Origin of the sequence: Halorubrum sp. SS7 (genome assembly GCF_005435055.1) — an archaeon.
Classification (GTDB): domain Archaea; phylum Halobacteriota; class Halobacteria; order Halobacteriales; family Haloferacaceae; genus Halorubrum; species Halorubrum salinarum.
On record NZ_SGXV01000002.1, the window covers coordinates 162091 to 183592 of the forward strand.

Below are 21502 nucleotides of genomic sequence, written 5' to 3' on the forward strand. Positions count from 1 at the left end.
ATTCGCAGGAAACGACTTAGTGCTGGGTATGAATAATCAGCCAGCATGACGAACCCGCTCTTCTCGACGTATACGCAGGGAGAGAACCGCGTGACGTCGACATTACTTGCGGTGCTCGAACACGTCAACAGTCGTCTGGGCGAGGACATCCTCGAGGCACTAGTCGATGAATCTGACCTCTCACTCGTCGCATTCGACAACCAGGTGACCGGCGTGGAATCTGTCCCAGACGCGGCTATTCGTGGGTCGACGGCCCTTTGGTTCGAAACAAAGACGAGCCCAAACGCCGTCCGGCAAAGCCAGCTCGAGGACCATCTCAAGGCTCTCGATCAGGACCCATCAGACCTTCAGCGCTTGATCGTGCTCACACCCGACGAGCGCGTTCCCAATGAAGTCCAGGCAATCGACGATGACCGCCTCGTATGGGCGAGTTTCGATACGCTGGTCGGCACCCTCGAATCGGTGCTCGAACGCGATGTCGGGAATGCCGAGGCAAGCATGTACGTACCGACCGAGCGCGAGGCGTTTCTGCTGCGTGAGCTTATGCGGTTTATTTACGACGAGGAACTCGTGAGCGGGAAAGAAGATCGTGTCTTAGTCGTGGCTGCACGACGGGCATGGGACGAATACCACACCTACGACCACTACTTCTGTCAGCCCAACCGTTCGTTCAAACCGGTGTCGCACCTCGCGTTCTACAAGGACGGCGAGATCAAGGCCAAAGTCCCGCGGGTAACTGGAAGTATCGAGAGCATCACCTTGGACGAGGATACGGTTGAGGACCATCCCGAACTCTCCCACCGCCAGGAGCAGTCGTTGCTCGAGTCGGTCAAGAGGATGCGACAGAACGGGTCAGAGCGGTATGGAGACACGCAGAAGGTCCTGTTCCTCAAACCTGACCTCAAACTGAACCGGGCCGTTCAGAATGACAAGACAGCCAGTGACTCGAACCGAACAGTCGCGTTCGTACAAGGACACCGGTACGTTTCGTTGTCAACGCTTCGAGAAAACCCAAGGAATACAACTGAGTTAGAGGATTAGTGACTGCGCCTTCCTTTAGGTGGTCTTCACTTGGGATGGGTTTCTACCCAGAGTTCGCCCATAGTTCCAAGCGCTGTTTCTGTTCGATTCCCGACCTGATGTCGGTTGACGAACCCCTTTTCTTCGAGTTTCTGAACGTTGTACTGTACTTTACTCTTGAAAGAACCGCCATCTACCTCTTCGTCTAACTCGGCAGCAAGTTCTCTGGCTAGTTCGGATGTAGATTCTACAGCACCGGCGTCGTACAGGAAGCGGAGGACAGTCTTCTCAAAATCGTGTAAATCAGCGGCGGGAACTGTGGGGAACTCCACGTGTATGCCCCCGTTCATCTTCTTGGCGCCTTTCGTGACCCCGTTTTGGTCAATCTCATCAATTAAATCACTAATACGCTGCTGGCGTTCCTTCACTTCAGAATCGCTGACGTCCAAGTTTTGGAGGAACTCACGTTCAGTTCGTAGCTCCTTAATCATTTGAGTGACGAGGTACTCCTCAGGAGACACGTAATAGGTGTGGACGCTGTCGCGTAGTTCCGGTTCTTCAATAATAAGAGAATTCGCAGCACTGGCGAAAGCAAAGGCAATAGTACGCGGCATTGATGAAATATTGACCCAGACCTCGTTGCCTTGTTCTACTTGATCTTGTATCATCTCATACGCCAGCGGATACGCTTCTTCAAATTCGAAGATATTCCCGACTGAGAGCCGTTCTACCTTCTTTCCGAGTATCGTTCCGAACGTCTCTTCCAGCCGTTCAACCATCCGCTCAGCGAGCTTCTGGGCTTCCTCATCGCTTGACTTTCGAGACGAGTATAACAAATAAACCTCGTCTGCTTCGAGCGTTCCCTGGCTGATCGGTTGAACAAGTCGCTGGAAGTCGAAACCAACTGGAATTAGATGAACGGATTTTCCCATGCTATCTAGTACCCCTTGTAACGTTCTTTGTCGTGACCGCTCCTAAATAAATGGATTTCCAACGACCGTCTTCGAGAATTTATTTTGTTCGTAGGATACCTTGAGCAGCGAAGCGTTTATTTTCCCGTGTGACGTAGTAACTATCGTCAACCAGCAGCCCAGATTTAAATCCAAGAATGATCCCCAATGAAAAACACCAGGGATCCCGAGGTAGCGCAGAATGGCCGAGAGGACTCATTCGTCGCGTTCAACCACAGCGGGCCCACGAGAGATTCATGGATAGCTTCCCATATTCAGACGCCGTCATGATGAAAATAACTGACGTAGAGACACTGCTGCGTCACCGTGGCGAGGTCCGAACTACGTATATCCCTGAACGGTTCTCTGTAATCACTGGCGGTATCATCCACGACGACGACCTCAAAGAACTTCGGTGGACTCGGGAACGAAATGCCGTACAGGCTTTTGGTTCAGACTTCCACATCCCTACGGACTATCCGGTTTACGGGGATATGGAGAAGGCCCAGCGCAAATCTAATATCAAGAAGATGATGGACGGAACTCGCTGGATGCACGACAAACTTCTGTCCACGTCGATCCAGATTATCCCGCTTGTTAAGGGATACACCACTGAAGAGCGAGCAATTTGTTACGAAACCCTCCGGGAGCTTGATTTACCGTACTGCGCCTACTACGGTGCTCAATACTTCGGGGGGAAAATGGGGAACGGTATCAACAAGCTCAACGAGGATGTCCGAGAGGTCATCGACGAACTCGGTGTTGACGGGGTACTACTCATCGGCCTCCAAGCAAGAGACGGCCTGTCCAAGATGCCGCCGGAAGTTGTTGCAGCTGCTGGTCAACGGTGGATCAGAAAGTCCGACCTGCGAGACGTACCAATGGGTACTGCACAATCCCAGTATCTCCAGTGGAGACAAGACGTAGAGGAGACGGTTCTGGGGGCCGGGCAAACGACGTTAGGATCCTTCTCCCCATCCCCCAGCGAGGTGGTAGCTCATGGGTAACACCCGAACTGTCGGAGAGTACCAGCAAGGTGGTGATGGGAGTAATCGATCACCAGCCAACTCAAATAATTCTGACGTTGGTGACTCATCAAGGGATGCGGAACGTGAAATCGAAGAATCACATCAAGAATACGCTGAGGAAGCCCAGATAACCGACAAGCAGGCCAAGGACATGCAGCAGCGACGTGAAAACGTCGTTGACAATTTGAAGGAAGAAGGTCTGTCGATTGAAGAAGACCATATCTACGGTTCAGTGATGCAAGGGACGATGACCGGACCACTCGACGAGGACTGCGACATCGATGTAATGATCGTCCTCGATGCGGACGAACACGGTCAATGGGCCACTTCTCGTAACGGTCCACAGAACGCGCTTCGTGCTGTCAAAAGACGGTTGGAACAAAAGTACCCGAACCAAGAGGTTCGCATCGACAGAAACGTGGTGGCAGTGAAGTTCAGTGACTTCACCGTAGAGGTTACCCCGGCATTCCGTTACAGCGATACTCACAATCCCGAGAGCCCGACAGACCCCGTAACCATCGGGGGGATGGAAACTCCTATCCAACCGATGGGCGCTGACGACCCGAATAACGGCTACGCGATCCCTGACACCTACGGTGGGCAGTCTTGGGTGGGTACGAATCCCCGGAAATTCCAGTCAATGTATAATGCCGTTAACGAAAATAATGGGGGCAATCTCCAGCGAGTTGCCGTATCAGCTAAGAAGTGGAATGAGGAGAACGGGAAACCCGTGAACTCCTATCACATGGTGATGATGGCTTACAAATATTTCCGGAATGACGCTCCCGCTGGTGCCTCTACTCATGAGCATATGAGTAACTTCTTCCGGAATCTTCCCCAGTACGTCAACGACGAAACGCGAGAACCGGTCTATCAAGAGCGGGTTGACAACGGGATGAGTTCGAAGGAGAAGAAGCAGGCCGCTCAAAAAGCGTACCGTGCCAGTGAGAAGATCGAGGAGGCTGAGCGCCTCAAACAGGAAGGCAAGACGCAAGAGGCGAAGGAGAAATACCGAGAAGTCTACGGTGACGATTTTAAATGAGATTTTGATTCCTATGACTGATGAGGAATTCGACTACGAGGCGCACGAACGCCTACGTGAACGCGTTGCTAATGAAGCAGACAGTGTTCTGTGGACTTTCAAAGCGTACTATGTCGGCGCCGATTGGTACTCAATGGTGGATCGGCTTCTCGATTGGTTCGTCTTCGGTGTTGCAGGACTGCTAACTATCGCTCTCATATGGGATTCGACGCCCCAGTTCGTCCTAATTGGGCTCGCAATCACTACTGCCATCGTTTCAGGCTACAGGCGAATGGCTGATCCCGGCGACAAAGCAGAGAACTACTATCGGGCCGCACATGCGTATCATCGGTTGTTCGATGACTTACGTGACTTCATCAAACTAGAACTCGCTAAGAAGGACGTCGGTCTTGATCAGATGGAATCCCGTTATGAAGACTTGGCTGAACGTCGGAGAAACTTGAACGAAGACATGCCGGAAGTAACCAGTAGATGGTACGAGAAGCTTGACGAATCGATTTACGACGAAGTGGACACCACTGATAACGCCAAAGAGCGCCTCGCTGGTGAGGCCCAATTGTATCAACCCGGACCGAACCACAGTCTCTCCGACGAAGAAGTCGCTGATCGACTGGCTGACGAAGCCGAGTTAGAGGATGAAGGCGGGAAATAAGACCCGAAAAGCCAGTTCAAGACAAAGCTGAAGCGATCTTGGGTTCCGGATATAGATTTACATTTTTGGAAGAAGGAGATTGGGCTATGATTGAATCGGTTGCTACTGCTATCGCTTCGGCGGTGGCGCAACAATCTGCGGGAAAAGTCCGAGAGATAATTGAACAATCTGAATCTCCAGAAGACGCGTGGAAGAAATCTTGCTATGAGGTAGCAATCAAAGTGAGAACCTCGTATAAGCAGAATCAGGAAGTAGAAATGGCTGATGACGAGCAATTTAGTAGAGATTTGGAGAACTTTGGGAATATGGCCCGTGAGTTAGCAGTCTACGGTGACATCAAGGGATTTGATGAGGAGCTACAGGGGAAGGTTGAGGAATTAGCTGAAGGATGTGCTAACACCGCGAGGAGCAAATCGGGAATCGGAAACACTCTAGAATCTAAATATCAAGATGAAGACATACCATCGATTTTAGAATACATTATTGAAAATAGTAATGATGAATAACACTTTATCAGACGAGACTTTCCCGATAGAGGTTCTATTCAATCAGGCCGTCGACTATGTGTCGACAGCTTGAGTGCGGACTTCCACCATCGGCAACATTAAAGATGGTCGTGTGATTCGGACATAGCATACACATTACCTATTATGGCAAGCGATTCTCTCTCCCAGCGGAAGGCCCAACTGGACAAGGAAGAGCGTGAACATCTCGAAGACGTCGTCACCGAGATGCGCGAGCGCGTTGAGGACAACGTCGAGTTCCAGCTCACGCAGAAAGGTCTCGACGACGAACCAGCAGACTTCGACGAACTCGATGAGGACACCCAGACCCTCGCCGAAGCTATCGACCTTGAAGGGGTCGACGGCCACACTTGGGACGAAGCGTTCGAACAGTATGTTACAGGCGTCGGATACACAATCGTCAATCGTCTGGCAGCGCTTCGTTGTATGGAGGTACGGGACTTCATCAACGAGGAAGTTACCGTCTTCAAGGACAACGGCCTGACGCCTGCCGCTGAGACGCTCGTTCACGAGGAGTTCTTACTCGAAGACGAAGCCATCATTCAGGCGTATCACGACGCTTGCGATCGATTAGCTGAGGAGATCGAGATCCTGTTCGACCGTGACTCGGCCTACAGTCAGGTCAATCCCGATGACGATACCTTTGAGGAACTCTGCGGGATGCTTGACGAGATACCGGACGAAGTCTGGCGGGCTGATGACGTTCTCGGCTGGATTTACGAATACTACAACCGTCCTGTCGTGGAGGCGCTTGACGCGAAGAACACCTTAGAGCCTGAAGACGTCGGCCCAGCAAATCAGTTCTATACGCCGCACTGGGTCGTACGAATGCTTGCCGACAACTCGCTCGGGAAGCTCTACCTCGAGTCCACAAATCAAGAAGATGCCGTCCCAGGCCCTGAGTCCCTAACACCCGAAGAGCGAAAAGAACGCCTCGTTACCCCTGAGGATTCTCCAAGCGTACCAGAACTCTGTACCTACCTCCTTCCGGACGAAGACGACCACGATGCACCCGAGTTCGGGCATCCGCGAGACCTGCGTGTAATCGACCCTGCCTGTGGTAGCGGACACTTTCTCCTCTACGCCTTCGATATTCTTGAGCGCATCTGGTGGGCCGAAACGGACCTTAGCCGAGGTGAGATCCCCGCAAAAATTCTCAAACACAACCTCTACGGCGTCGACATTGACTTACGCTCCTGCCAACTCTCCGCTTTCAACCTCTATCTGAAAGCCCGAACACGCGCCGAAGCCGAAGATAATGGGGATTTCGAAATGCCGAACCTTGGGATTGTCTGTGCTGATGCTCGTGTTGCCGAGGTCGAAGAGGCGATCGACGTCCTTGATGAGATTACAGGTGAAGGAACTGGCGTCCGAGAGGCTCTTAACAACATTATTCACGAATTCCAGCACACCGAAGCTCTCGGCAGTCTCCTTGATGTTCAGGGCACGCTTGAGGATGAGTTCGAAACTGGACAGTCAGATGTCTTGGAGTGGGGTGGCGACGCGCCGAAGACACTCAACGAGTTCCTTCGACGACTTGAGGAAGCCGTTGAGGAGCGTACATCAGATTCCTTCGGAGAGCAGAACCTTCGAAGCTTCCTGAACCTGCTCGTGGTCTTGACCCAAGACTACGACATCGCTCTCATGAACCCGCCGTACGGGTCACGTGGTCGGATGCCTGATAATGTACAGGAGTATGTTGAGGAACACTACGACTATACCACAGAATACTACATCAATTTCTTTGAAGCGTCTGATCGGCTCGTTCGAACGGAAGGACGCGTCGGAATGCTAGTACCACGCTCTTTCATGTTCCTCAAATCCTTCCAAGACTTCCGTGAGGACTTCATCGGCGGCCGTGGTTCGTTTGACTTCCTCACTGAATACGGCATTGACATCCTCGATAATGCGACAGTCCGAACCGCGGGAACAGTCGTCCGATCTGGTGTTGAAGGAGGACAAGAGGGAACGTTCATTCGTCTCGAAGACGTCCCAAAAGGCGAGAAGGAGCAGTCGTTCCTCCACGCGTCCTTTGTCGACGAGAATGAGAATGGAATCCAGCGACGATACCAGCGCAATATATCTGAGTTCGACTTAGTCCCCGGAACGCCGCTATCCTACTGGGTCCCCAAAGAGCTTCGCTCCTTATACAACTCTGAGGTAGTATTAGATGCGAATAATGCAGGTCTGGATGAAGAGAGTCTAGGATCCATTAAAGTAGGTGTCCAAACAGGTGATGATGATCGCTTCACACGAACATTTTGGGAACGCACTGGAGAGGGATGGTTCCCCCTATCCAAGGGTGGAATGGATTCTTGGTTACTTCCCCGGATAAAGAAAACAGTATTATGGGACGAAGGAGGGGAAGAAATTAGACGGTATTATGGATCACGTCCTCAGAATTCGCAGTTCTACTTCGATGAAGGAATCACGTTCAATCGGGTGAAGGAGAGTGGTCAGCGGTTTGGATACTTGCCATCGAACTCGGTCTTTGGCGATAAGGGACCGACTGTATTCCCTGAGCATGACTTGTGGCCTCTGCTATCATACACTAACAGCCGTCTATTCACCTACCTAATGCTAGCTCAGACAACTGAGAGAATGTGGGAAGTCGGCCAGGTTTCCAAACTCCCATGGCGTGAAGAGCTTGAGGACATTGACGAACTTGAGACCCTCTCGAAGGAGGCTGTCGGTCACCTTGTCTCGAAACGTCAATACGATTTCGTCTCGCCGCACTACGGCGGGCCAGTGCTCCTTGAAATCCTCGGTGTCAAGGACTCACTTCCTCAGTATGACCACCCACATCGCGACCTTCGGGAGGAACTAGACCTTGACACTCCAAAGGCGACTGTTGAGCCGTCGGCGTCGCTGGAGAGACTCGGAATAGAAGCAGCCCGACACCTCGAAAGGATTGAAGCCAACCTCCAGTCTTGTGCGGGTGCCATTGACGAAGCAGTGTTTGATTGCTTCGACATTACTGAGGATCAGCGTGAGACTATTCTTCGGGAAATTGCTCTCCGAACAAACGAGGACCCTCGAGAGCGCGGAGAGTATGATCCTGAGACAATTACCGAACCGACCGACGACTTCCCACAGATGGTCAAGGACCTCTTGCTTCATGTCACAATACATGCGGTCCACGAGGACGATGACGGGATTGTTCCTCTATCCGACGTTGACGGTGAAGGGGATCTACTCACACGTATAGAAGAAGAATTTGAACGTATCTTTGGCGAATATGCCGACGCCCGCCTAGCGGAAGTTGATGAGGTTCTCGGAAGCAAGTCCGCTGGCGAAGAGGCTTACCCGAACCTCCGGGAGTGGCTCGAGAACGAACTCTTCGATTACCACGTCTCGACGTTCGACCGGACGCCCCTTCTCTGGCGCTTCACGACCGAACGGCTCGTTTCCGACCCCGAAGGCGAAGGATTCGCCTGTCTCGTTGATTATCACCAGTTGGACGGGAGCGTCTTTGACCGCCTCCAGAACCGGTATATTGAGCCGCGGAAAGCTCTCCTTCGGGAACGCCGGAGTGCAGCCAACCGCCGTCGCAGCGACGACTCACTCTCTGCCTCGGAGCAGGCAGAAGCCGCAGAGGAATACGCCCGATGTGAGAGCGGGCTTGAGCAGATTGGCGTATTCGAAGACCGGCTAGCCGACCTCGCACAACCCACTCCCCGCGATTGGCCCGAAGAGAACCAGGAACTTGCCGAGTCCGCGGCCAAACAGGTCGCTGAGTTCCGCGAGCGAACGGCCTCGCGATTAGAAACCCTCGAAACTCTCGCCGATCTCGACGATGTCGATATGGGTGACCTGTTCAGTCCATCGTTCTACGAGACCGTACAGGAGAATCAGGACGAATGGCTTGACGCCCTTGATGACTTAGAAACCGCTTTTGAAGCCTATGCGAAGGGCGGTTCGGAACCTGTCGAGGCTCACCTGTACGACCTCTTCGAGTATTATGACGACCTCGTCGGATCCACCCACTATGTAAGTAATGGAATTCTCTTCATGACCTACTACTTCGGCAAGTTCGAAGACGCGGGACAGTCACAGATTGGCGATAGTGGCGTCTCAGAACGCCAGCGTCTTCTCTCTGAGTTGGCGAGCGACCTCGAAGAGTACGAGGAACTTGCAAACGAGATTGCAGACGCTTGTGACGAGGTTGTAGGAGATATTTCCTCTGAGTGGTCTGAGCGCGCGCTTTCGGAGATCACAACTGCCGGTTACCAACCCAACCGGAAGCACGGCGTCGTAATCAACATCACACCGCTCGTCGAAGCTGAAATTGTCCCAGAAACAGTCGATAACCAGGTGATCTGATGCAGGCGCACATCTTCGCAGAAGGATCGAATACGACGGGGGAGGATCACGACCAGCCGGTCAAGGAGTATTACGAAGGGCTCTTCGGGATGGTTGCGGGCCTAGACGACGAGCTTGCAGAGTTCGCAGATACTCACTTGCACGTTCTGTCGGAAGAATATGGCGTCGCCAGTGGCGAAGAAAGGATGTCAGCTGTATATGCAGGCGATCAGACGCCCGTTGGGAGTGAAGACATGGCCGAACAAGCGAGAGCCGAACTCCTTGATGTCGCGGCCCACGCAGACGTAATGGTTATCCTCCTATCAACTGATGTTTTCCAACAAACAGTTGAGGAGATATGGAACGAACTTGTTGAAGCAGCCAAGCCAGAGTCGATCTGGTGTCTCGGCGCCGCTCGAAGTTCGCTCGAGGGGCTTGACTTTGAAGAGTTGGAGACGAAGGGCTGTACTGTCCTCACCTACCAGCGTGTTGGTGTCGCTCGAATTGGTACTGACACGCGCGAGGAACTACTTGAAGTCGTGAAACGGAAAGCCGCCCAATAACCATGCCTGCGACGAAGACCCTCCCACAATGCGCTGAAGACGCCATCGAGACTGCCATCAACGAGGCGGCCGATGAGGACCCGGTCGTACTCTGGTGGGACGACGGTGGCTACCTTCGCGATGTCGTCGAGAGAGTGAGCCACTCGCTGGGCTGTGAGTTCCACGCAGCCGAACAGACACCACTGGAGCTACGCGCCGACGCACCCCGCGACCGAACCGTCTGGTACGTACCGCAGGCGCACAGCGACGACGTGGACTGGTTCAAGGACGTCGAGAACACTGGTGGTGCCATCGAAGCCCACATCGGCAAGCTCGGGGCACGCTGCTTCGAGAACGACCGCATACAGGCGGCCTCAATTCGTACGGCCTACGAGGACGCCGACGAGAGCGACCGCAAGCAGGTCGCCAAAACGCTCTTCCAAGAGCTCAACGGCGAGGGCGGCCTTCCGACAATCCAGGGCCTCCAGACGAAGATCGTGCTGGACGGGCACGACGATCCAGTGCAATTCGTCCTCGAACACGGCGCCGAGAATCTCCCCAACAATTCCGAGGACCTGCTGAAGATTCGCGATCTCCTCGTCGACGACGGCGTCGCGGCCGTTGAAGGGGTCACCGACGAGGACGTGCTCGTGACGCGCACACGACGGTGGGCGGTCGCCGAGTGGCTCGTCGAGGAAGGGCTGGAGAAGTCGCTTCTCGATGCCGAGTACCGGCCCGAATCCAGTTCCGGACTGGGAATCTCCCGGCCCGAACTTCAATCGCTGCTGAGCAAGGTCGATTCCGAGCGTGCCGAGGAACTGGCGCACGTCTACCTCGACCCTGATGCCCGTTTCTGGCACGATGTCCTCCGCACCTACGACGACCCGTGGGAACTCGCTGACTGTCCCGTCGACGCCTCGCTCGAACACGAGCTCTGGGACGAATGGACGCAGTCGTTCCACGACGGCGACTACGAGACGTGCGCAACTCGAGCGTCCACGCGCCACCAGCGTCTCGAAACGACCTACGGCGATGTCCCGTGGACGCACGTCTGGGAGCAGGCCGTCGAAGTCGCCAAACTCGCGCACGAACTCGAGACGTGGGAGGAACGCGGGGACACGACCGACGTCGTCGACCTCTACGGTGACGTCGACGAGGGGACTTGGCAGATCGACAACGCCGTGTACAATCTCATCATCTCGGGAGAGCCCGAGAACGCTCTGCCCGAAGAGCATCCCGCGACGGCGACGCTCGACGACTTACGTACGTCGCTGGCTGAGTCGCGCTACCTCGACTACCTTAGCGACCTCGGTGATCTCGTTGTCGACCAGATCGAGGACGGCTCGCCGTTCGTCGGTGAGAACTACGCCCACCAGTTCTTCGACCAGGAACAAGAACACCTCCAGAGCGGCCAGAGCGTTGCGTTGTTCATCGTCGACGCACTGCGCTTCGACCTCGCACACGAGCTGGCCGAATCGGTCCGCCGCGACCTCCCCAGCCTCGAAGTCGACGAGACTCCCTGGGTCGGAACGCTCCCCTCGGACACCGAGTTTGGGAAGGCAGCGCTCACGCCGGGCAGCAAGTTCAGCTTCAACATCGAACTCGACGATGGGGAACTCGTCCCCGAACGCAACGGCCGTGAAATCAGTAACTACCAGCGCGAGAAGATGCTGAAAGACGATGGCTGGAGTTACATCATGCAAAGTGAGGACGACGAGTCGGGGTGGAGCAGCACCCGCGTTGCCTACTACTGGAACGACCTCGACAAGGCAGGCGAGGAGGAACTAACCGACTTCGAGGGCGTGTTCAGTGACCGTATCGAGAAAATATCAGACATCATCTGCGAGAAGATCGATCAGGGCGAGTGGGACCGAGCGTACATCCTCGCGGATCACGGGTTCGTCTCACTCCCACAAAACGTCGACATCGACGACATCCACCCACCGGATGAAGCCGAGAAAGTGACTCGCCGGTGGGTCGCCGGCGCTGATCTCGACGAGGATACGCCCGGCGTCCTCCTCGACGAGAACGCTCACCTCGGTTACCTGGACGACGACACGAAGATTAGCGTCCTCGCAGACCCGATTCAACGTTTCCGCAACCAGGGACTGCCGGACGCGCGCTTCTACCATGGTGGTGTCCTACCCCAAGAGTTCGTGCTGAATTTCGTCACAATCACTCAAGAGTAACACCAGAATGTCCGAAGGAACTGTGAACTATGATGGTGCCCCCACAACACAATTGGTTAGTCGGAGGCGAGCGTAGATATGAAGCGTAATACAGGTCACGTAGACGGTGAAGAAGCCGAACTCGCTGTCGCAGCCCATCTTGTTCGTCAAGGATGTCGAGTGTCCTACACCCACGGGTTGTACAAATACGACCTCGTTGCTGACAAAGGCGACGAACTCCTCCGGGTACAGGTCAAGAAAGCGAACCAAAACAACAAGAAACCCTGGAAATATCGGCTGTTCACGGAACAGTATCAGGATGGGCAGGTCGATATTTTTGCCGGGTATATCGTTGAGGAGGACAAGGTATTCTACGTTGCCTTCGACGAAGTCGGGAGAAATAATTTCAGGATAAATACAAAAGACAGGACGGAAATGAGCGACCACAACGCGAGCGAAGCAAATCTACTCGAGGACTATACGTTCGACCGAGCATTTCGTCAACATATGTCTGATACAGAGGCGGAAGAACAGAATGAGACATCGTCATCAAGCCCAGTAGAAGGGCAATGAATTCGTTCAATCCTGGCGACTCGATACGCCTGAACGGTACTTCGGCCGAGGTCATCAAAACATACTCAGTCGGCGATATTGAGTACCTGCGAGCGTACGTCGAAGATGCAGGTGTGAAGACCGTCTGTATTGACGATGTCAGGATTGAATCAAAACCCGACCAACTCGGCGAGCTGGAACCAGCGTCAGCCGATCGACTGCATCCAGACCACGAAGCCGTCTCTGCTGAGTGGTTCGACCTGCGTTCCCAGGCCCTCCAGCTTCAGATCGCCCACGAACAAGGCCAGCTACTGAGCATCTCGAACTCACTGGTTCGGCTCGAACCGTACCAGCTCGCCGCAGTCAACTGGGTGATGCAGAAGCTGCGCCAGCGCGCTCTTATTGCCGACGATGTCGGCCTCGGGAAGACTATCGAGGGAGGCCTCATTCTCAAGGAACTATCCGCTCGCAACCGTGCCGACCGCGTCCTGTTCGTCGTCCCCGCCCATCTCCAGAAGAAGTGGATCCGAGACATGGACCGCTTCTTCGACATTGACCTCACACCGGCCGACAGACAGTGGGTCGAAGGAGAACGCCGCCGACTCGGCGAGGAAGGCAACATCTGGGACCAAGACCATCAGCAGCTGGTCACAAGCCAGGCGTTCCTCCGGCAGGAGGAGTTCCAGCCCGCCCTCGACGAGGCGTTCTGGGATGTCGTGGTGGTCGACGAGGCACACAAGGCCGCCAAGCGGGGTGAGTCGCCGAGCAAGACGTCGCAGATGGTTGAACGGGTCGCTGGTAATTCCGACTCACTATTGCTCCTCAGCGCGACGCCACACGACGGCAAGGGCGAAGCATTCCGCTCGCTTGTTGAGTACATCGACCCATTCCTCGTCGCGGAGGACCAAGACCTCTCGAAGGACGTCGTCGACCGCGTGATGATCCGCCGCGGAAAACAGACGCTGTACGACGACGACGGTGAACGCATCTTTCCAGACCGTCAGGTCAACACGGTCCCCGTTGATATGACCCACGAAGAACGGCAGTTCTACCGTGCCGTTACTGACTACGTCCAGAACGTCTACAACCGATCTGAGAAGTTGAACGAGCCCGCGGTCGGGTTCGCGATGGCGCTCATGCAGAAGCGACTTGTCAGCAGTATTGGCGCCATCAAAGCGACACTGAGCCGTCGCTTAGGCGATCTCGTCGATGAACAGTCAAGTTCCACCAGTCTCTCGGAGGAGGCGTCCGCGTATCTTGACGGTGAAGACCTCGACGAAGAGGATAAAGAACGAGTAGAGGAGGAACTCTCTGCGCTAACCGTCACTGAAAGCGACGCGCAACTCGAGGAAGAGATCGAAACGCTGCGCGATCTCGTCTCGCTGGCCGAGGGCATCTCTGTCGACTCGAAGGCCCAGAAGGTGCGCCGCTACATCCAGCAGTTGCTCGAGGAACAACCCGACGAGAAACTCCTGCTGTTCACAGAGTATACTGACACGCTCAACTATCTGCTTGAGCTAGTGAAAGATGAGCCGTGGGCCGACGAGATCCTCGTTATTGATGGTAGCGTTGATAAAGAGGAACGCGCCCGAATCGAGGAGGAGTTCAACCACGGCCAGTCCCGTCTGCTGTTTGCGACTGACGCGGCCAGCGAGGGTATCGACCTCCAGCACAGTTGCCACATCATGGTGAACTACGAGCTGCCGTGGAACCCGAACCGCCTCGAGCAGCGAATCGGTCGCCTCCACCGTTACGGCCAGGACAAGGAGGTCAAGGTCTGGAACTTCACCTTCGAGGATACTCGCGAGGGCGAGATTTTCGATATGCTCCAGAACAAGGTCGAGAACATCCGTGGGAAACTCGGCAACACGGCCGACGTCCTCGGGATGCTCGACGACATCAACGTCGACTCGCTCATTATGGAGTCTATCCAGAATGAGGAACCGGCGAGTGCCACCAAGGAGGAACTCGAAGAACTCATCGACGAGCGCCAACGCACGCTACAAGAGTGGTACGAACGCAGCCTCATCGACACGAGTACGTTCGATCAGGAGAGCCGACAGAAGATCCAGGAGGTCATGGACGAGTCCGAGGATGTCTACGGGACCGAAGCGGACATCCACGAGTTCGTTGAGCGCGGAATCGAGGTGCTTGGTGGTGACGTCGAGAAGGCGGGGAGCAACCTCTACCGAGCTGAACTCCCTCGCTCCCTTCGGCAGGGCACTGACGAAGAGTACGGGCCGTTCACATTCAGTCGAGAGTTCGCCATGGACCACGATGGCATCGATTACGTCTCTCCTGACGACGAACTGGTTCAGCGACTCATGCAGCAAGTGCTGGAGAGTGAGCAGGGTAATGTCGGTCTGAAGCTCCTTCCGTTCGTTGACGACCCGGGAATTGCCTACAACTACCGTGTGACGTTTGAAGACGGAACGGGGGAAGTCATTCGCGAAGACATGATCCCGGTATATGTCGATGGGAACCATCGAGATCCCCGAGGGCGCCTTGGTCAGCGAGTTGTCGATGGAAATAGCATCAAAGGCTCGCCTGATGTAGACCGGGTACGATCTCTGATTGAGCAGCAAGAGCAGTTGCGAGCGGCTGCTGATCGCTATGTCAGTCAGAGAGTTGCCTCTCTGAAAGAAGAACTGTATGAACGTCGCCGCGAGGAAACTCAACAGGAACTGAGTGATCTCGAAGAATATGCTGAAGCAGAGCGCCAGCGAATCCAGGAATTCATCGAGAACTACGAACAGAAGGCTGAGACCGGTTCGAACATGGACATCGCAATTCGCGGTCAACAAGAGCGTCTCGACAGACTTGAACAGCGTATCGAGAGTCGTCGTCAGGAGTTGGAACGAAAGGCACAGATAGTCTCGCTCGCCCCAGAAGTCGAGAATCTGTGCTTCGCATTCCCAGTATAGGTAGTCCTACACGGAAGGTTTGTCACTCTGTCTGTAGCCACATGGAGACAGCAAAATGGATTCTCATTAGAAACCCTATGTATGATAAGATATTGGATACATCAGTCGATGAGCTTCGGTTAATGAGAAGCGATTAGATACTGGATCGATGTCCGAGTGACGATTAGAACGACCCCATCGCCTGAATGGCGTGTACCCCCATGATCTTACGGACCGAATTTGGCCCTACACGCCTGTGGTATCTGTGGTGGACAGATTCTAAGCTACGGAAAGTGTGGTATCGTAGCAGAGAAAGCGTGAGAGTATTCAGCCATCTTCATAGATGCCCATCTCACGCTTTTTGAGAGCATTTTGGACTCTCTTACTTATCCTGTGGGTTCTTTTTGTATGTTACAGTCGAATATATTCCCTCACGAAAGTGAATACCTTCTCGGGATGATAATAATGTGGGCAAATAGCACACACTCTTTTAGAAATCAACAGGCGATACCAGGATCTCCAAATCAGATTACTGACACACAGGTTATCTTCTCTAATATGATTTTCAATATATACTTATCCGAGACCTTACTATCTGTTTAGTTATATTTATGCATACAATCTGCCCACATCAACTTAAAAATCGGTGTACGACGGTTGGAATATTATATCAAAAGCCGATCATGGATATATACACTAATATACTAATTTCTGAATACGGTTTCGGGCGTTCCTTTCTGCTGATTGCGCTCAAACAGTCATATTGGATCTGATATTTGGTTGACTACGATACCAAATCGATGGTGAGTGAGTCTCGAGACTATCGAAGAGAGGAATAATGGAATACAGCTACCGCTCGTCAAAGCACCCATTCTGGGCGTTCCTTGATTAGATCCAAGATAGTATCCAGAGCCTGTTCACTGTCAGACTTCTCAGACTCATCTCGAATCTCCTCCAACCGTGTATGTACGTCCCCTATCGCCGAATTAGACGCGAGACCTTGGTGATAACTGAGTTGAGTTTGCCCGCTAACCACTGCTATCGAGCTGTAAGTGAGCCCTGCGGCGATCGCTGCTGCATACAACACAGGGGTTTCGAGTCCCTCCTCAGATCCCATGAGATACGGCCAAGACATCTCGCCGACGAAGTACATCGACTCGACGAAAATGGAACCTGACGGTTTGAGAGTGACCTCAATAGTTGAGACGGGTTCGGAAAGGTTCGGGTATCCAGCTCTCACAAAGACCGGGTCGTGAACATCTGGGCCGAACTCGTGGTTCGCTGCGGCTACGCTATCAAAATGCTCTTTGATTGTGTCTGAAATGCGGAACCACGTCTGTCCGACTGGAGTTTCAAGCTCTCGGACGTCCACCTTCGGACCAACCGACGTGATGTCGGGTAGTTCTGGAATCTCGTGTGGTAGGTCGAACAGGACAGAATCTAGCGCGTCCACACCCGCGAAGAACTCCTCAACCGGTACTAGATCTGGGACTGAGTGTCCGGCGTTCGGATTTTGAGCCATCAAACTCTCACAGTGCCTGTTGACCTATTACTATGATTTGGCTTAGAACATCATCAGTAAGTATTGAACACCGACCGTCTATGCCACTAACAGTGGCTCCGGTCTCAGGTGCGTACTTAACCGAGTCTATTAGTTCACCCCCGATCCCGGGAGGAGAACCGCGAATGAGTAAGCAACGCGAAGGTTCGGACCGGGATATACCACGTTCCGTTCGGGGTCGTATCGGATGATGTCCTCTTGATCTAAGCGGTCGAGATGGCCCTGTAGGAGCGACACGTAAATTCGGTGCTTCTCGGCACTACTGACCACCTCTGGGTGCTTCTTGTGTTCGACGGCTGCGACGGCCTCTGCGAGGTCACCGACATCAATTGGCGGCTCAGGGCTCTCCTCCAGTAGGTGCTGTACCACGTAGAGGCGTCTGCGATTGCTGAGGACGACCCCGAGTGGGACCTCGTGTTTGGAGCTGGTGCTACCCATTACTACCTCCACCAGCTGGCTTGGTCGTGTGACTGTACACCTGCGATCGGGCGAGATGCTTTTGTTCGAGGGGTCGAACAATCATTTGCGGTGTATCTGAACCGCGTCGGCCCGCGCCTCACCGCGGGTCGTTTCGGGGTAGCCCCCGAGCCAACACGGCTGTGACTGAGTGCGGGCTAGTATAGTATAAGCGGTTGTATCTTTATCTACAGCGATTAGGTCTCTGTCAGCCAAAGACACTGAGGAGGGCGGGTTTGTGAGAAAGGGCTCAGCGTTATAACGAACGATACCTCACCACACCACGGATCGTATGACCGACCTTGGACAGCGAGACGACCGAGCGCTGATGAAGTTAGAAAATTCCGCTAAACGTGTCTCGACGGGTGAGCTACCTCCCAATCAGCTCCTCAACGCGGCTGCTCTCTACGTTGCACGAGCACCGGTCCCCTCGAAACTAGCGGTCCTGAAATCGTTAGGCCGCGTTTCGTACGGACGGACACACGCGCACAAGCCGGGAATTTCTCTCTTTGTTCCCGAGGATTCTGTAGCCAATCTCGAAGAGCTGAGAAAAGAAAATCGTGCTGCGGCGGCGAGGCCAGTTGGCTACAAACTGGATTATAGCCCAATCCCATCCGGCAAGTGGAGTAGTTTAGAACCGATACTCGAGCATCTCTTGGGGAACATCGATAACGAGTCTAAAGTGGCGCAGCAGACTGAAGATGTCGATGGAAAAATCTGTAACTTCCTACTCCCGGCAATCATCTGTGTTTTTGAAGTCGTCGATGAGGCGTACGTTCGTTGGAGGGGTCCAGGGTCGGAGGGAAGAATCCAGTTCGATGAGTCGCTCGAAGAAACTCGAGGATTATCGGCGTGGGTACATCCCAGCTGCCTCCACCCAGACGCACAACCCACCGAGGTCGCAAGGCTTTGTGACGCAGACAAGCGTGGTCAGTCACACACAATTGGAGAAATAGAGCTGTGAGCGTGAAGGAAGTGTGGCGAATTAGCCCCACGCTGAATGGGTCAGCAGTAGGGGTATAAGTAGGGGGGTGGGGGCTAACCCTTTTACCTAAACCTCCACTGACCATCAAATATGACGACAGCGCTGACCTCTACGATGGGCCTCGGAGAACAAGTTCCGCGGTTGCGACGGCCTCCCATATCCGGCCATACCTCAGCCTTGGTTTCTCGAGAGGGAGACCCTGGTTAGATGGAACAGGTAACACCGCCAAGTTACGTCCTTGGCAACGGTATCAAACCGGTTGGTAGTCCCGACTGTCGAATCGAAGATGACGAAATCGGCTGGAAGAATCCACCGAATTGGTTCCGGAAGAGTGGTGGCAGCGTATGAGCACCGCCCAAGACCCAACCGCCGAGGAACTCGCATGGTTGCGGCAGACGGTTGAGGACCTCCGTGACGAACTCGAAAAAGAACGTGAGGCTCGGCGAGCGATAGAGCGGAAGCTGGCAGCTCATTCCAAGCAGCTCCAGAACGACGTAGAATTCGAGTGGGACACCGGAATGATCGAGGACCTGTCCGTCAGGTCCACGACTGGAGCCGAATTCCCCCTCGGTACCGCGGTGATGAAGCGTGCGAGCAAGGACCGTGTTCAGGAGCTCGAAGCTCGCATCAGGAAACTCGAAGAGGGGGAAGTAGACGTCGTCGTCCGGAGCGAGATGGACCACGACGCGCTCCCGATCGAGCGGGCAATCGCACTGCGTCAGCAGGGTAATAGTGACCTCTCCGCCAACAAAGAGAGGGCGACGCTGGTCTTTCCCGAATTCGGCCCTAGATCCCGATCTTGGTCAGGGACAATGCGGCTCGACTCCGATGGAGTACGCCGCATCCTCGCTGAGATGACCGACCGGTCTTCTAAGTCATGGAATCGGAATACCGTCGTGCGGGTCATGCGCTGGGTAGCCAAACTCACCTCGGACAAGGAACCTAGTGACCGCGACCCCTACGACGGCAGAAACCTGATCCACATGCGCGAGGGCGACAAACGGCTCGAACTCGTCGCCGACCGTGGGGAATGGATCGACTGGACCAGAGAGGCCGCTGGGGGTGATCACTGAGCCAGCGTTACACCGTCGTAACACTGGAACCCAGAAGGGCCGTAACGACGACTGACGGGTCATAGATGGCCTGTCACGAGTTTCGGACCACTATCGGTCGTAAACAACACTTCGTTAGTGTTGAGTGTACCTACCGCCCTATCCCTCGCCCATTATTTTCTAAACTATCGTGTCGTTATTAGCTTCGCACAACGTTACGACCTATCTTCCACCAGCGTTACGACAGAGTAACGACGTGGCGTCCTTTGGAGACCGGCCTTCCGAAAGTAATGGGGTCAACGATGCTAGACCGGCAGAGGCGAGTCCATTTGAAGACCGTACACGTACGTGTCCGATTCCCTGTCGAGAATGAAGATGGAGACGAAGTCGTAGAGACGGTGGTGGAGGACGTAACAGTCGAGGCTGATGTCACAGTCAACAGTCAATGCCAGCTGGTCTATTCAGGGAACGTTGCCCGGTCTACCTGTGTTATCAATCCTACAGCGCTCTTAAAGTGAGTTGGTAACTACAGGCACGATATACCAGCATTTTTAAATCGTCCAGCAGTACGAATACGCGGAATCCCCAGATGGCGACGACCCGCGTAGGATATCGATTGGGTTACGAATTCACAACGCCTCTAATTCCCCGGCCGAAAAACCCGAAACTGCGGTTAGAAGGTCTGGAGATGAGGAAATCGTACGGTTACAATCCGTACGAAGTTGGTATGGGTTGGGGCGGATTCGAACCGCCGGCCTGCTCCGTGTGAAGGAGCCGTCATAACCTGGCTAGACCACCAACCCGCTCACTTCGAGGTATCCGACGTCCGGACTTAAGAGTTACTTTACGCCGAAGCTTCATTTCACGGCCGTCCGGATCCTCCGTCGTGACCCACGAACTCCGCTTCCTCGAACGCCTCCGCCAGAACGTCGCGAGTCTCCTCCACGTGCCGCTGTCGCTCGTCGGCCTCTACGCCGAGCGGGAGACGCCACGAGAGCAGTACGCGCTCACCCTCCGCGAACCGTACCCGGTCGTCGAGGCGCGGCTCCACCGGCTCGGGTTCGTGCGCAACCTCGTCTCCTCGCTCAAGTACCGCGACTACGAGACGCCTCCGCAGACGACCGTGGCCAGTTGGGTCCGGTACCCGGAGGGGGCGCTCGAAAGCGACGACCAGCTTCACCTCGCGCTGTACGCCGGCGCCGACCGCTCGACGACCGACGTGTACGCCCACTGGGAGCCGTCGTGGATCCGGCACCCGATCCGCCACTACCACGCGACGGACGTCGACGCAGAGGAAGGGATCAGGCGGGTGCGGTCGCTGTTCGAGGCGGCCGACGTCGAGTACGCGGTGCTCCCCGCCGAACAGCGGATCGGCGTCGACGCGGCCGCGACGGCCGGCCCGCCGCTGAAGTAGGTCGGCGTCCGCCAGCACGCCGAAAGGAGCGCCGTTACTCCGCGGCGGTGTCCTTGCCGCGGTACTCCGCGACGCGCTTCCGAGCGGACGCGACCGCCTCGCGGGCCTCGCCCTCGGCGCGCTCTTCGAGCTCCTTCAGGTCCGCCTGGAGCTTGTCCAGCCGCGAGGGCTCCGGCTCCTCGTCGTCCTCCCGGCCGACGAGCTCTTTCACCCGTTCCTCGACGGGCGCTAACTCCTCTTTCACGCCCGCCTTCGCGTGTTCCGCCGCTCGACCGAGGTAGTACCGTGCGTCTTCGAAGTGCTTGCTCATATCTGTCCTTTGGTGAAGGGCAGATATAATCTTTGTGGCGA

The 21502-nt window shown here is 54.7% G+C and carries 17 protein-coding genes and 1 tRNA gene; 13 read left to right on the top strand and 5 right to left on the bottom strand.

From position 1 onward, the window contains the following. Positions 1-45: 45 nt before the first annotated feature. On the top strand, positions 46-1041 hold the full coding sequence (locus tag EXE44_RS03255; RefSeq protein ID WP_137715940.1) for a hypothetical protein: 996 nt from the start codon (positions 46-48) through the stop codon (positions 1039-1041). Positions 1042-1067: 26 nt separating this feature from the next. Here EXE44_RS03255 and EXE44_RS03260 read toward each other — a convergent pair whose 3' ends face one another. After that, the gene (locus tag EXE44_RS03260; protein WP_137706843.1) at positions 1068-1952 is read right to left on the bottom strand and encodes a DUF6293 family protein; all 885 of its coding nucleotides are present in this window, start codon (positions 1950-1952) and stop codon (positions 1068-1070) included. A 275-nt stretch (positions 1953-2227) separates the two neighbouring features. Here EXE44_RS03260 and EXE44_RS03265 point away from each other — a divergent pair, with 275 nt between their 5' ends. From EXE44_RS03265 to EXE44_RS03305, 9 genes are all read left to right on the top strand, one after another. Further along, positions 2228-2977, top strand: a complete 750-nt coding sequence (locus EXE44_RS03265) for a hypothetical protein (RefSeq protein WP_137706842.1) — start codon at positions 2228-2230, stop codon at positions 2975-2977. After that, positions 2970-4040, top strand: a complete 1071-nt coding sequence (locus tag EXE44_RS20145) for a CBASS oligonucleotide cyclase (RefSeq protein ID WP_241991786.1) — start codon at positions 2970-2972, stop codon at positions 4038-4040. The genes EXE44_RS03265 and EXE44_RS20145 overlap by 8 nt, the downstream gene beginning before the upstream one ends. Positions 4041-4053: 13 nt before the next feature. Beyond that, positions 4054-4692: an SLATT domain-containing protein gene (locus tag EXE44_RS03275; RefSeq protein ID WP_137715941.1), complete on the top strand. Its 639-nt coding sequence runs from the start codon at positions 4054-4056 to the stop codon at positions 4690-4692. An 86-nt stretch (positions 4693-4778) separates the two neighbouring features. Further along, a complete protein-coding gene (locus EXE44_RS03280) occupies positions 4779-5198 on the top strand; it encodes a hypothetical protein (RefSeq protein WP_137695013.1) in 420 nt (139 codons plus the stop codon). Positions 5199-5342: 144 nt separating this feature from the next. Continuing rightward, positions 5343-9539, top strand: a complete 4197-nt coding sequence (pglX, locus tag EXE44_RS03285; protein ID WP_137715942.1) for a BREX-5 system adenine-specific DNA-methyltransferase PglX — start codon at positions 5343-5345, stop codon at positions 9537-9539. Further along, positions 9539-10081, top strand: a complete 543-nt coding sequence (locus EXE44_RS03290; protein ID WP_137715943.1) for a hypothetical protein — start codon at positions 9539-9541, stop codon at positions 10079-10081. The genes pglX and EXE44_RS03290 overlap by 1 nt, the downstream gene beginning before the upstream one ends. A gap of 2 nt (positions 10082-10083) precedes the next feature. Beyond that, positions 10084-12249 carry a BREX-5 system phosphatase PglZ gene (gene pglZ, locus EXE44_RS03295; protein WP_137715944.1) on the top strand — a complete coding sequence of 722 codons (2166 nt, stop codon included), beginning with the start codon at positions 10084-10086 and terminating at the stop codon, positions 12247-12249. A 78-nt stretch (positions 12250-12327) separates the two neighbouring features. Next, complete coding sequence (locus tag EXE44_RS03300) at positions 12328-12801, top strand: group I intron-associated PD-(D/E)XK endonuclease (protein WP_158293426.1); 474 nt, start codon at positions 12328-12330, stop codon at positions 12799-12801. Next, positions 12798-15704, top strand: a complete 2907-nt coding sequence (locus EXE44_RS03305; protein WP_137715945.1) for a helicase-related protein — start codon at positions 12798-12800, stop codon at positions 15702-15704. Before EXE44_RS03300 ends, EXE44_RS03305 begins: the two co-directional genes overlap by 4 nt. An 838-nt stretch (positions 15705-16542) precedes the next feature. On the opposite strand, the gene EXE44_RS03310 is transcribed toward EXE44_RS03305, so the two are convergent. Then, positions 16543-17205, bottom strand: a complete 663-nt coding sequence (locus EXE44_RS03310) for a hypothetical protein (RefSeq protein ID WP_137706879.1) — start codon at positions 17203-17205, stop codon at positions 16543-16545. Between the two features lie 129 nt (positions 17206-17334). Next, positions 17335-17682, bottom strand: coding sequence for a hypothetical protein (locus EXE44_RS03315; RefSeq protein WP_137715946.1), 348 nt, complete (start codon positions 17680-17682; stop codon positions 17335-17337). Positions 17683-17992: 310 nt separating this feature from the next. Here EXE44_RS03315 and EXE44_RS03320 point away from each other — a divergent pair, with 310 nt between their 5' ends. Further along, positions 17993-18664, top strand: a complete 672-nt coding sequence (locus EXE44_RS03320) for a hypothetical protein (protein ID WP_137715947.1) — start codon at positions 17993-17995, stop codon at positions 18662-18664. Between the two features lie 365 nt (positions 18665-19029). Then, positions 19030-19758, top strand: a complete 729-nt coding sequence (locus tag EXE44_RS03325) for a hypothetical protein (RefSeq protein ID WP_137715948.1) — start codon at positions 19030-19032, stop codon at positions 19756-19758. 707 nt (positions 19759-20465) lie between these two features. Here EXE44_RS03325 and EXE44_RS03330 read toward each other — a convergent pair. Then, positions 20466-20540, bottom strand: a tRNA-Val gene (locus EXE44_RS03330). A gap of 83 nt (positions 20541-20623) precedes the next feature. Here EXE44_RS03330 and EXE44_RS03335 point away from each other — a divergent pair. Next, positions 20624-21151: a hypothetical protein gene (locus tag EXE44_RS03335; RefSeq protein WP_137715949.1), complete on the top strand. Its 528-nt coding sequence runs from the start codon at positions 20624-20626 to the stop codon at positions 21149-21151. Between the two features lie 34 nt (positions 21152-21185). Here the strand turns inward: EXE44_RS03335 and EXE44_RS03340 are convergent, their stop codons facing one another. Next, positions 21186-21461: a hypothetical protein gene (locus EXE44_RS03340; RefSeq protein WP_137715950.1), complete on the bottom strand. Its 276-nt coding sequence runs from the start codon at positions 21459-21461 to the stop codon at positions 21186-21188. Positions 21462-21502 lie beyond the last annotated feature (41 nt).

Bases quoted from the DNA above. Each gene is read 5' to 3' on its own strand.
- pglX (WP_137715942.1), top strand. From the start codon at position 5,343: ATGGCAAGCGATTCTCTCTCCCAGCGGAAGGCCCAACTGGACAAGGAA.
- EXE44_RS03325 (WP_137715948.1), top strand. From the start codon at position 19,030: ATGAGCACCGCCCAAGACCCAACCGCCGAGGAACTCGCATGGTTGCGG.
- EXE44_RS03260 (WP_137706843.1), bottom strand. From the start codon at position 1,952: ATGGGAAAATCCGTTCATCTAATTCCAGTTGGTTTCGACTTCCAGCGA.
- EXE44_RS03320 (WP_137715947.1), top strand. From the start codon at position 17,993: ATGACCGACCTTGGACAGCGAGACGACCGAGCGCTGATGAAGTTAGAA.
- EXE44_RS03280 (WP_137695013.1), top strand. From the start codon at position 4,779: ATGATTGAATCGGTTGCTACTGCTATCGCTTCGGCGGTGGCGCAACAA.
- EXE44_RS03340 (WP_137715950.1), bottom strand. From the start codon at position 21,461: ATGAGCAAGCACTTCGAAGACGCACGGTACTACCTCGGTCGAGCGGCG.
- EXE44_RS03255 (WP_137715940.1), top strand. From the start codon at position 46: ATGACGAACCCGCTCTTCTCGACGTATACGCAGGGAGAGAACCGCGTG.
- EXE44_RS03300 (WP_158293426.1), top strand. From the start codon at position 12,328: ATGAAGCGTAATACAGGTCACGTAGACGGTGAAGAAGCCGAACTCGCT.
- EXE44_RS03305 (WP_137715945.1), top strand. From the start codon at position 12,798: ATGAATTCGTTCAATCCTGGCGACTCGATACGCCTGAACGGTACTTCG.
- EXE44_RS03265 (WP_137706842.1), top strand. From the start codon at position 2,228: ATGGATAGCTTCCCATATTCAGACGCCGTCATGATGAAAATAACTGAC.
- EXE44_RS03275 (WP_137715941.1), top strand. From the start codon at position 4,054: ATGACTGATGAGGAATTCGACTACGAGGCGCACGAACGCCTACGTGAA.
- pglZ (WP_137715944.1), top strand. From the start codon at position 10,084: ATGCCTGCGACGAAGACCCTCCCACAATGCGCTGAAGACGCCATCGAG.
- EXE44_RS03290 (WP_137715943.1), top strand. From the start codon at position 9,539: ATGCAGGCGCACATCTTCGCAGAAGGATCGAATACGACGGGGGAGGAT.
- EXE44_RS03315 (WP_137715946.1), bottom strand. From the start codon at position 17,682: ATGGGTAGCACCAGCTCCAAACACGAGGTCCCACTCGGGGTCGTCCTC.
- EXE44_RS03310 (WP_137706879.1), bottom strand. From the start codon at position 17,205: ATGGCTCAAAATCCGAACGCCGGACACTCAGTCCCAGATCTAGTACCG.
- EXE44_RS20145 (WP_241991786.1), top strand. From the start codon at position 2,970: ATGGGTAACACCCGAACTGTCGGAGAGTACCAGCAAGGTGGTGATGGG.